Raw genomic sequence first — 10,756 nt, 5'->3', positions numbered from 1 at the left:
CAGCGCTAAAGCGCAACAACGTACCTGTAAAGATTCTATGAAGATATTCTCGCGTTTGATTAAAGATTCTATGAAGACTTAGCTCTTGCTTTTGCAATGGTTACGTGAATTTACTAGGATTAATACAGCTAATTAAGGGATTTTTTAGCCAAACTGGCCAAAAGCGAAACCTGGGTGCTGGGGGAACCAATTTATTTATGCAGCAGTCTACTAAAAGTAGCGAGATTTACGGAAACCACCTGCCGTGCTTTGTAGTGACCCTCAGTGATAGTACCAAGGGTGAGCATGGATATTTTAAATTTGGTGGCAACGCCGTTCCCGCGCCGATACTCACGCGACATCCTTACCTCAGCATCGGCAAAAAAAATTCTTGACTGGTAGAAATTTTACGCAAACTGGCACCGTCGAGTTGCGGCGCTAAAACAAAACCTGCGCTGGCATTCGGAAAACCGCTGAGAGAACCTGCTAAATGCTCGATTTGGCGGTCAAAAACTCGCTTAGGCTCATGCGCGTTTATCTGAGATTTTGCACCAAGGCTAAGAGTGTCGGAAATCTCAGCTTCTATCTGTTATGAGTCCTAAGCTTCTACAAGCATAGCTGCTTAGCTAGGTCGTCAGATTGCATAGGTGCAATTTGTATAGCCACAGTCACACCCGTACCACACAGATAAATTCCGCTTTACATAAAAAGGTGAACGCTATGACTCAACCAGTTTCTTATACCAACACAAAACTTGACAAAGCTATGAGTTCTGAAAAATTTACTCAGATTGAGGAAGCCATCCACGCTGGGAAGTATTCCTGGGCTTGTGTTTTGATTCTGCGTTTTGCTGGCTACAACCCGCTACACTACATACCCTACCGGACTTACAATCGATTGCTCAAAGAAAACTGCCAACTTGGCAACTCGGTCAGAGATAAAACAGATAATATAAACATCGATAGCCAACGTTCTGGGTCTGGGTTTGATGATATAACCTCACAAAAGTATCTAAGCAAGATTACAGCCTTGGGTTGCTTAAAAACAATTAACGAACAGCACCCATCGGTACGTGACGGTCATTCTAATTAGTGACCGAGCAAGACAACTTTGAATGAAAATACATTTCCAGTTGGTTTTGTGCTTTACGATCGGCAGACTTTCGGCTACTTTTAAATAGCTCGTTTCAAATTTTCATTCAGTTGTCAAACAAGTGTCTCGTTTTTAATCGTAAACAAAACTTACGCACATTTCTATATCAGGACTTACGCAACTGGCACATACGGTAGGGTGCGTCATAACCTGAAACTCTCGATAATCGTTGTAGAACTTCGTCTGACGCACCCTACAAGAAAATACCCTCACCCTCACCCTCTCATGGTGGGGCTACACAAACAAAGCCCGCGTAGGCGGGCTTTAAGAAAAGGGGGGTAAAACAATCGGATTTGGTATTACACGAAAAATATTGCTACATAGCAATATTTTTCGTGTTTTGGGTCACAATTCTTAAAGAATTATAAATATGCCATTTTGGCAATACTGATCGGGTTAGCTAGGTTATTGTTAAATCACAAGAATTTTGAAGGTGAACTTATTCCTAAAGTTCGTGAGCGGCTTTCTTGGGCAAAAAAAATACAGTTAAGGCTTTCTGAATTGAAAGCCTACGAATGAGCTTCAAGCTAAGGCAATAAAAGTCTTGCTGTGAAGTAAAATGCTGCGGCGAAATGGGAGAAAAGATTCACATTTTTCTTGAAAAACCAAGGGCTACCTAAAAAACGAGGATCGAAATATGAGTAACGATTTTGACAACAAACTGAGTGACGATCTCAAAGAGTTAGATAAATCCCAAATCTTGGATAAAGGCAAAGATTTAGATAAACCCAAAGAACCTGATGATAGTGGCCTTGTGCAACGTGCCGAATACGTCCCTGGGCAACTGATCGTTAAGTTCAAAGAAGGGATTTCGGCAAAGGATGTTAGAACTCTTAAAGAAAACCTCAATGCCGCAGTTGTCGCGACAACCGAAACTCTTGACACTGAACTTTGGGAAATTAAGGGAATCACCGTTGAAGAAGCGATTGGGACGTACCGTAACGATTCTCGGATCGAATATATCGAACCCAACTTTGTAGTTTCGATAAATGCAACAATTCCCAACGATCCGAGTTTTAACCAACTTTGGGGATTAAATAATACCGGACAGACAGGCGGAACCCCTGATGCTGACATCGACGCGGCAGAAGCTTGGGATCTTCAAACTGGCTCTGATGTAGTAGTTGGTGTGATTGATACTGGTGTGGATTACAATCACCCCGATCTGGTTGACAATATTTGGACGAATCCGGGGGAAATTTCCGACGGGATTGATAATGATGGCAATGGGTATGTGGATGATATCCACGGATATGACTTTGTAAATAATGACGGAGATCCCTTTGATGACAATGGACACGGAACCCATGTTTCGGGGACGATCGCAGGTAGAGGGAATAACGGCGTCGGTGTCACAGGCGTTAGTTGGGATGCCCAGATTATGGGCCTTAAGTTCCTGAACGCTGGTGGTTTTGGAGACACTTTCGGTGCCGTTCAGGCAGTGGAATATGCCACGTTGATGGGTGCGAAGCTGACCAACAACAGTTGGGGAGGTGGTGGCTATTCTCAGGCGCTGTATGATGCGATCGCAGCAGCAGGTAATACTGGACAGTTGTTTGTTGCGGCTGCGGGGAATGAGGCATCGAATAACGATATATTTCCAGCGTACCCTGCCAACTACGACTTGGATAATATCATCTCGGTTGCTGCCACAGATCGTAACGACAACTTAGCCGGATTTTCTAATTACGGTGCCACAACCGTAGACTTGGGTGCCCCCGGTGTTAATATCTACAGCACCGTTCCCTACAGCAGTGGATACGATACCTACAGCGGGACTTCAATGGCTACTCCCCACGTATCTGGCGTAGCTAGTTTGATTTGGGCTCAAAATCCTGGCATGACAGCCCAAGAAGTTAAGAATCGAATTCTGGGTTCGGTCGATCCAGTGGCAGCCTTGGACGGAAAAACCCTTACCGGGGGCAGACTGAATGCCTACAGAGCGATCGCAGAAGTCGGTACGGGTACAATTAGCGGCATCAAATGGAACGACCTAGATGTTGATGGCGTAAAAGACCCCAGCGAACCCGGACTAGAAGGCTGGACGATTTATTTAGATCAAAATAACAATGATGTCCTGGATCAAGTAGTTAACAACCTAAGTTCAACCGACATTCCCAAGACAATCGCCGACCTGAGTACAATTACCTCCGACCTAGCGGTCAGCGGCTTAGGCCCGACAATAGAAGACGTAAACGTCAAGATAAACATCAACCACACTTGGGACTCGGATTTAGACGTTTATCTGACCAGCCCATCAGGTAACGAGATCGAGCTGTTCACCGATGTAGGCGGCAGTGGAGACAACTTCAACAACACCACCTTGGATGATGAAGCAGCCACCTCAATTCCTACGGGATTGGCTCCATTTAGCGGCAGCTACAAACCGGAAGAACTTCTGGTCGCTTTGGATGGTGAAAATCCCAACGGTGTTTGGACGTTGAAAGTCATAGACGACGCGGGAGCTGATGTCGGAACCCTGAACAGTTGGTCGCTTGAGATAGCGACTCCAGAACCCTCCACTCAAACCGATGTCAACGGTAACTATTCCTTCACCGGCTTAGCACCGGACACTTACACCGTCGCCGAGGTGCAGGAGCCGGGATGGGAGCAAACCTATCCAGAGGGAGATGGTACGCACACGGTAACTGTAGAAGCGGATGAAATTGTTGAGGGCATCGACTTCGGCAACCGGGACAGCAGCATTGGTCTGATTAAAGGCATCAAGTGGAATGACTTAGACGGCGACGCCGTGCAAGAACCGGGCGAGTCCGGGCTGGAAGGCTGGACGATTTATTTGGACGATAACAACAACGGCGTTATTGATGAAGAGGTTAACAATGTAAGTTCAAGCGATATTCCGAAGCTGATATCTGACTATACAACAGTCACTTCGGTAATTGATGTGAGCGATTTGGATGGGCCGATCGTTGACGTAAATGTCACTTTGGATATCACCCATACTTACGACGCAGATTTGAATGTTTCCCTGATTAGCCCGACTGGCGAGGCTATAGAACTTTTCAACGGTGTAGGCAGTAGCGCAGACAACTTCAGCAATACGACTTTGGATGACGAAGCAGCTACACCAATTACTGCGGGCTTTGCGCCGTTTACCGGCAACTTCCAACCAGAAGAACTTCTAGCTGCTTTCGATGGCGAAAATGCCAACGGCACCTGGACATTGCAAGTCTCGGATGAAGCTGGGGGCGACGTTGGCACTCTTAACAGTTGGTCGCTTAACTTAACCACTACCGAGGTGAACACTCAGACCGATGCCAACGGCGATTATATCTTCACTGGCCTGGAAGCGGGAACTTATACTGTGGCGGAGGTGCAGCAGCCGGGATGGGAGCAAACGTACCCAGATGGAGATGGTACGCACACGGTAAACCTCGATCCGGGCGAGATTGTTAGCGATATCGACTTTGGCAACCAAGCACTACCAGGTGAGATTCACGGTATCAAGTGGAACGACGTTGACGGTGATGGCGAGTTGGATGCTGGTGAGTCTGGACTGGCAAACTGGACAATCTTTTTAGATGAAAACCAGAACGGTCAGCTGGATGCGGGTGAAGAATCTACCGTTACTAATGCTAACGGCGAATATGAATTCACGGATTTAGACCTGGGAACCTACACTGTTGCTGAAGTGCTAAAAGATGGTTGGGTGCAGACTTATCCCGGCGCTCCATCTAATGCAGGTTTTGAAACTGGCGACTTCAGCAGTTGGGAAACTGCTGGCGTTACAAGCATTGAGACAGCCGCGTTTGGTTCTGGCCCTACGGAAGGAACATATCAAGCTTCGATCTCCAATGCCTTTGGTTCCGTAAGCGATGCGGAACTGGAAACTTTCTTGGAATTAACTGCTGGAAGCTTGGACGACTTGGGCAATGGTAACGCTACGGAAGGTTCGGCAATTCAACAAACGGTCACGGTGGAAGCTGGTTCTCAATTAACTTTTGATTGGAACTTTTTTACCAACGAGGGAACACCCAGCATCTACAACGATTTTGCCTTTATCTCGATCGCATCGGATGGTGCAAACACACTAGCCAGCACGAATAGTGATTTCGTACCTTCTTCTGCCCCCTCGTTCTTTGAAATGACCGATTTTGGGTCGTTCTCCTACACTTTCACCAATGCGGGAACGTACAAAGTCGGTGTCGGAGTTGTGGACGTGACAGATAGTGTCGTTGATTCCGGGTTGCTAATTGACAATTTCTCTCTCACGGATAGCGAAGGCAATCTTTTACCGGGTTCCCATACTGCGGAAATCGGCCCTGGCGATATTGTTGAAGGTCTTAATTTTGGCAACAAGCAGACTGGCGACAATCCAGGAGAACCTGGCGGACCGGGTGAACCCATATTTGGCACTCCTGAAGATGATGAGATTAACATTTTTGATGCCCCTGCGATCGTAAGCGCTGGTGATGGCAATGATATCGTGGATGCTTCCGCAAGTTCCGGCGGAAACCGACTCTACGGCGGTGACGGCGATGATATCTTGTTTGGTAGCTTCAACGACAGGTTGTTTGGCGGTGACGGCGATGATATCTTGTTTAGCGGTAATGGCGACAATCTCATGAGTGGCGGCGTCGGTGCAGACAAATTCTGGATTGCAATGGCAGCATTTCCCGACTCTGTTAATACGATCGCAGATTTCGAGTTGGTTGGCGATGCGATCGGTATAGGTGGTCTACCGGAAGTAGACAGCTTTGCTGACCTGTCTCTCGTACAAAGTGGCAACGATACCCGGATTAGTGCCTTGGGTCAAGAACTAGCGATCCTAAAAGATATTCAGGCAGGTTCTCTCAATAGCTCCAATTTCATCTTTGCCTAAAACGCCAAGGACTTACGCTGTCGCCCCCCTTGCCCCCCAAATCTGGAATCGCCCCCCTTGCCCCCCAAATCTGGGGGGAATAGGACTCTTCTCCCCCCAGATTTGGGGGGTCGGGGGGGCGATTGTGGGCTAGAAACCTGGTTTCTGGGTGTTCAGTTTATTTAGCCCCTAGTCCCTAGCGATGTATGGTTTGAATATACGATCGATCTGAAAGTGCGATCGCGTTCCTACTTGCACTTTTTCCACTAAGCCGCGTCGCGCTAAAGATTGGATAGCTTGCAAAATTTCAGATTTGGATAATGCGCCATCTGTTTGTTGGGAAATATCTACAGCTTCAGCTTGACTTGCTAACCAGTAGCTTACCTGTTTTTCTGTCTCAGATAAACGCTCTAAGTGAGATTCTAAAAGTGGTTCTAAGTCACCTAAAAATATCTCATTTTGCTCTGCTAAAAACAGGGATACGCTACCGTTAAATAATTCCTGTATTGTGGCGGCTATGATATTTAACCAGGAAGGATGACCTTGATAAAGGGTGATTAATTCCGACCATTGTTCCTCATCAGTTAATCCTTTTTCTCTCAATATTTCTTCTGCTTGTTCTCCTAACCCTTTGAGGTGTAACGTTTTTGTGGGTCGGTTTTCTCCTTCTAAAGTGGTAATTTCTCTGGGTTTTTCCCAACTGAGGAGGATTAAACAACTTTGATGAGATGATGTGGCAATTTGTTTAAAAAATTTGCCATAATCTTCATATCCTGCTAAATATTGACCTGCTAATTGACCGCTTCTAAAAATATTCTGTACGTCGTCAAGGATGACTAAACACCGATAGGATCGAAAATAATCGATGACTGTGGGTAATGGGGTTTGTTGGGATTGGGAAAAAAATTGTTTCAGATCGGTTTGCAGTGCTGAAAGTGTGGTAGCGTTACTGATACTTCGCCAAATAATATAATCGAATTGGGTTTGGATTTGTTCGATGAGTTTGACTGCGATCGCACTTTTGCCAATTTCACTTAAGCCGTATATGGTAATTAAGCGCGTCTGTGCTAAAATCCACTGTTTGAGGGTGGATAGTTCGGATGTGCGATCGTAATAGTTAGTTAATTCGGGTGCGTCTGCTATATCGATGATTGGTGAGGGGTTTTGGTTTTGGGGAGAGTTGGGGGGAGAGTGCGATCGGGTTTGTGTATCTCTGATAGTTTGTATAAATTGACCACAAATAACATTATCAATTTGTAATAAAGAGTCATGCAAATGAGAAATGTTAGAAACTCTATATTTTTTCTCTAACTTAGAACGAAAATTAAATTTATTAAGGTCTTCTCCTAATTCCTCCCGTAACTTTTCCCATAACTTAGCAGCTTCTTTTTTAATATGAGATTCACCACAATTATAATTTTTAGCTATTTGAGGATATTTTTGTCTTTGCCAAACGCCTGTTAGTATTGCTTCTTGTATAGGTGTGAGATGTTCTCCGGTATCATTAAAAATCAAGTTATCAGCCCAATGTAACACATCTTCAACATTATTCATAAGTAGATACAGATAGATATTTAGTGTACTGTATCCTACTGAATCCTACTTTGTCAACTGAATTGTACCAGATCCTACTAAATTTTTTCAGGATACTTAGGAAATTGGGTGCTAAAGTCTACTATTTTGAGTGGACAAGGGGAAAATTGACTAAATAAAATTAGGGAAGCAGGATCGAGTGCGTTCTCCCTACTCGTTAGGTAAATTAGTTGATTAGAAAGTGCAAGTATTGAGCTTACCCAAACAAGATTTCCAAAAGGGCAGCGTTTCCTATGAAAACAATTGTGAATATTCTTAAGGGCATAGGTATTACATTTGCTGTTTTAGTGGGACTTATATTATATCAATGCACTGGCCCTCATTCTCCAGAAGCTTTAGTTAAAGAGATCAAGGAATTTCGTGCTGAAGCTGAAAAACGTGAAAGCGCAGGTGATTTCCATCAAACTAATGCTGTTACTACTTTTAACTCAACAGAAAGAAAAAGTCATTATGACCTAGCATGGAATGCCTATCGTGACGCAGAATTGGCTTGGCAAGAATATTTAAACGATGTATCCAAGCTAAGTAGATATGAAGGAACTAAACAGATTGAACAAAATTCGAGAGCGGTAGCAGAAAGTAAAATAGCAGAATTAAGAAACAAGCAAGATAGAATAATTGATGCCATAAAAGCAACCCAGTAATAAGTTTAACATTTCTGATCTTTCCAACAAGTAATTGTCAATAATTGTGTGTTTCCTCTTTGTAATATCAACACATTCAAAAAGGCTAAAATTATGTATAGTTCTCTCAAAACAATTTCAATAATTGCCGTAACCATTACAACTATGGGAGTAATGCCTAGTTATGGTTTGCAGTCAGAGATGTCTTCTGATGCTGAAACATCTTCTTCAGCAGAAGCCTCTTTTTCAAATATTCCGGGTACTTCTTCTCAGAGAAATCAAACAATTCCCTCTACTTTACTTGCAAGTTACCAATGTACTTCGTCATTAGGGCAGACTATTTCTGAAAGAGCAGACCGAATAGCTTATCCAGGAATCGCATCTCTTTATGCAACAATATCTTTACCAAGATGGAAAAACGCCTCCAATCTACAAAAATGCAATCTGGCTCGTAACATTTGTGATTATCAGGGGGAGGATAATCTTTTACAACTTGTCGTTGAGGGTCTAGGAGGAACATTTAGTCTTCGCGCTATGGACACGGATAGCAAAGAGGGTGTTGCGGTAATCACAGCTAGCATGCAGACTCTTTGTGCCCGGAGATATTCTGAATTTATCAGATCGCGTAGTCGTTAGACAATAGTAGGGTGCATCATCTTCAAACCGAGAATTTTGTACCAAACTAATCAATTATTGCAGGTGACGCACCTACATCTGTTGGTAATCAAATAGCGATTGCCCCTCCCCTCTCCAATAGCAGAAAAAGCGCGATCGCACTTCTTCAATAACCTCCACCCTAATTCATGGGATAAAAAGCCTACTTACACCCATATAGCCATTAATACCAAGCACAATCTCAATTAGACTCTCAACACAACGTTCTCGATATTCCGAATCATTCAGTAATCTATCCGCGTTTCCAATCGTAATCACAGGTAATGAATTAGGGGTAATTTCTTCGCGCATTACTTGTTCTAAAGAATCCTTGCCTTTCATACTGCGATTAGCTGTGAGCAAAATCATCTGATTTTCTTGAGCGAGTCGCCAAACAACCCGATCATTAGTATTAATTGGTAAGCCTATTTCATCAAAGGTGATAAAGCGAATGGGTAGGATATCAAGCCAACCTTGACTAGCAATACAACCAAAGAAAATTAGCGCGTGTCCATTGAGATTATGATCGATCAAAAAAATCATGCTTTAGCCTCACGTTTTGCCTTAGCTGCTCGCAGTTTTTCCCATGCAGCCTCGGTTCCTGGTTGTGGTGGTTTCGCCGCAATTCTAGCAATCAAATCGCGATTTTTTTCTTCATAATACAGCCGCAGTTCCTCCGCTTCCTTAAGCACCTGTTGATACTCAACTTCAACATCAGCACGATTTGCCTCAATGTAAGCTAAAGCCGCGTTAATTTGTGCCTCTGTCAGGTCAAACAATCCCCTGATAAACTTAGGTGGATATTGAGCCGTCACATAGTCCATGATGTCGTAGATAGTGATGCGTGTACCTGCGATCGTCAGTCCTCTTTCTGTACGGATAATCTCTGCTTTTTCGTTGGATTGGGTTGTCATTTTATAGCCTCCTAGAAGTTATTTCTATCTCTTTCACTACTTTGTCCCAAGTGTTTTAGGAGTCGCGATCGCAATATTGCTTGAGAGTCCCTTGGCAGTGATTAGGTTCAATCTGAAATATTTGTTTTCAACCAATCAACAAAATCGGTAAATATCATTTCTTCTGTTAAAACTAAGCGATTTTTATTATCCAAATGCAAGTGAGGAACATTTTCACCTGCATATTCCTCTCCAATCCTACCATACTTGAGCCGAATAGCACGGGGATCGGGGCTATTGTCAAAACCTGCTTCTACGCGATCGCCCTCTAAAACATAATACCGATATTTTCGTACTTCATCGCTGAATAACTCTGTCATCAACACCCGATAAATCCCATATTTAGCCTCAATCCGCAAAATAGCCCTTAAGGGTGTCATATCATTAACATACTTTACCCCTTCAAAAGTAGCTTGAGCAAGGGCAATTACATCAGCAAAATATTCTGTAACTTTCGCGTCCAATCTCCTATCCCCCGATCGCAAAATTCCCAATCTGCTAAGTCAATCTCCCACAAATTATTAACCTTTGCTTCGAGGTTTCTGATAAAAACTTCATCTTCAGAAACTCGTTGATTAAAAGCGAGATAATCCATCCCATATTTAGCCTGATAGTCAGCATTTCTTTGTCGAAGTTCAGCAATTTTCCCTGTAATCTGCTCAATGGTATAGCGTTGAAGTGCCAAATCCATAGCCGCCTGTAAATCGCCCAAAGCACTCAACACTTCAACATATTCGTCTTTAATTGATACTGTCACCATGATCTGACAAGTGCCTCAATAAATTTATTCAGTCGGAATTGATTGTCAGATCGCGCCTTTGGGCTTCCTCAATCCAGATAGATGCAACTTCTGGATCAATTTCACTACTTTTTCCCAAGTGTTTTAAGAGTCGCGATAGCAATATTGCTTGAGAGTCCCTTGGCAATGCCATAACCTCAGCTTCAAGATTCTCAATGGTCATAGGATTTAAGGATTGTTT

Annotated in this window: 10 protein-coding genes; 4 read left to right on the top strand and 6 right to left on the bottom strand. The window is 43.7% G+C overall.

All coding sequences use genetic code 11. The features are described from left to right. The first annotated feature begins 699 nt into the window (after positions 1 to 699). Positions 700 to 1,071 (top strand): HetP family heterocyst commitment protein, encoded by a 372-nt coding sequence (locus LAY57_RS26895; RefSeq protein WP_249070248.1) that lies wholly within the window; start codon positions 700 to 702, stop codon positions 1,069 to 1,071. Positions 1,072 to 1,768: 697 nt separating this feature from the next. After that, positions 1,769 to 5,974 (top strand): S8 family serine peptidase, encoded by a 4,206-nt coding sequence (locus LAY57_RS26890; protein ID WP_249070247.1) that lies wholly within the window; start codon positions 1,769 to 1,771, stop codon positions 5,972 to 5,974. Positions 5,975 to 6,142: 168 nt separating this feature from the next. On the opposite strand, the gene LAY57_RS26885 is transcribed toward LAY57_RS26890, so the two are convergent. Further along, a complete protein-coding gene (locus LAY57_RS26885) occupies positions 6,143 to 7,507 on the bottom strand; it encodes a helix-turn-helix domain-containing protein (protein WP_249070246.1) in 1,365 nt (454 codons plus the stop codon). Between the two features lie 272 nt (positions 7,508 to 7,779). Here LAY57_RS26885 and LAY57_RS26880 point away from each other — a divergent pair, with 272 nt between their 5' ends. Both LAY57_RS26880 and LAY57_RS26875 read left to right on the top strand, forming a co-directional pair. After that, positions 7,780 to 8,190, top strand: a complete 411-nt coding sequence (locus LAY57_RS26880) for a hypothetical protein (protein WP_249070245.1) — start codon at positions 7,780 to 7,782, stop codon at positions 8,188 to 8,190. Positions 8,191 to 8,283: 93 nt separating this feature from the next. After that, the gene (locus LAY57_RS26875; RefSeq protein ID WP_249070244.1) at positions 8,284 to 8,805 is read left to right on the top strand and encodes a hypothetical protein; all 522 of its coding nucleotides are present in this window, start codon (positions 8,284 to 8,286) and stop codon (positions 8,803 to 8,805) included. 165 nt (positions 8,806 to 8,970) lie between these two features. On the opposite strand, the gene LAY57_RS26870 is transcribed toward LAY57_RS26875, so the two are convergent. From LAY57_RS26870 to LAY57_RS26850, 5 genes are all read right to left on the bottom strand, one after another. Further along, positions 8,971 to 9,366 carry a DUF5615 family PIN-like protein gene (locus LAY57_RS26870; protein ID WP_249070243.1) on the bottom strand — a complete coding sequence of 132 codons (396 nt, stop codon included), beginning with the start codon at positions 9,364 to 9,366 and terminating at the stop codon, positions 8,971 to 8,973. Next, the gene (locus LAY57_RS26865) at positions 9,363 to 9,737 is read right to left on the bottom strand and encodes a DUF433 domain-containing protein (RefSeq protein WP_249070242.1); all 375 of its coding nucleotides are present in this window, start codon (positions 9,735 to 9,737) and stop codon (positions 9,363 to 9,365) included. The genes LAY57_RS26870 and LAY57_RS26865 overlap by 4 nt, the downstream gene beginning before the upstream one ends. Positions 9,738 to 9,844: 107 nt before the next feature. Then, complete coding sequence (locus LAY57_RS26860; protein ID WP_249070241.1) at positions 9,845 to 10,240, bottom strand: hypothetical protein; 396 nt, start codon at positions 10,238 to 10,240, stop codon at positions 9,845 to 9,847. Then, on the bottom strand, positions 10,204 to 10,536 hold the full coding sequence (locus LAY57_RS26855; RefSeq protein ID WP_249070240.1) for a hypothetical protein: 333 nt from the start codon (positions 10,534 to 10,536) through the stop codon (positions 10,204 to 10,206). The genes LAY57_RS26860 and LAY57_RS26855 overlap by 37 nt, the downstream gene beginning before the upstream one ends. A gap of 28 nt (positions 10,537 to 10,564) precedes the next feature. Further along, positions 10,565 to 10,738 carry a hypothetical protein gene (locus tag LAY57_RS26850; RefSeq protein WP_249070239.1) on the bottom strand — a complete coding sequence of 58 codons (174 nt, stop codon included), beginning with the start codon at positions 10,736 to 10,738 and terminating at the stop codon, positions 10,565 to 10,567. Positions 10,739 to 10,756: the final 18 nt, after the last annotated feature.

The sequence above is a fragment of the Argonema antarcticum A004/B2 genome (assembly GCF_023333585.1).
In the GTDB taxonomy this organism is placed as follows: Bacteria; Cyanobacteriota; Cyanobacteriia; order Cyanobacteriales; family Aerosakkonemataceae; genus Argonema; species Argonema antarcticum.
The sequence above is the reverse complement of the archived record's forward strand: the minus strand, read 5'-3'. Positions and strand labels throughout refer to the sequence as shown.

Bases quoted from the DNA above. Each gene is read 5' to 3' on its own strand.
- LAY57_RS26895 (WP_249070248.1), top strand. From the start codon at position 700: ATGACTCAACCAGTTTCTTATACCAACACAAAACTTGACAAAGCTATG.
- LAY57_RS26890 (WP_249070247.1), top strand. From the start codon at position 1,769: ATGAGTAACGATTTTGACAACAAACTGAGTGACGATCTCAAAGAGTTA.
- LAY57_RS26885 (WP_249070246.1), bottom strand. From the start codon at position 7,507: ATGAATAATGTTGAAGATGTGTTACATTGGGCTGATAACTTGATTTTT.
- LAY57_RS26880 (WP_249070245.1), top strand. From the start codon at position 7,780: ATGAAAACAATTGTGAATATTCTTAAGGGCATAGGTATTACATTTGCT.
- LAY57_RS26875 (WP_249070244.1), top strand. From the start codon at position 8,284: ATGTATAGTTCTCTCAAAACAATTTCAATAATTGCCGTAACCATTACA.
- LAY57_RS26870 (WP_249070243.1), bottom strand. From the start codon at position 9,366: ATGATTTTTTTGATCGATCATAATCTCAATGGACACGCGCTAATTTTC.
- LAY57_RS26865 (WP_249070242.1), bottom strand. From the start codon at position 9,737: ATGACAACCCAATCCAACGAAAAAGCAGAGATTATCCGTACAGAAAGA.
- LAY57_RS26855 (WP_249070240.1), bottom strand. From the start codon at position 10,536: ATGGTGACAGTATCAATTAAAGACGAATATGTTGAAGTGTTGAGTGCT.
- LAY57_RS26850 (WP_249070239.1), bottom strand. From the start codon at position 10,738: ATGACCATTGAGAATCTTGAAGCTGAGGTTATGGCATTGCCAAGGGAC.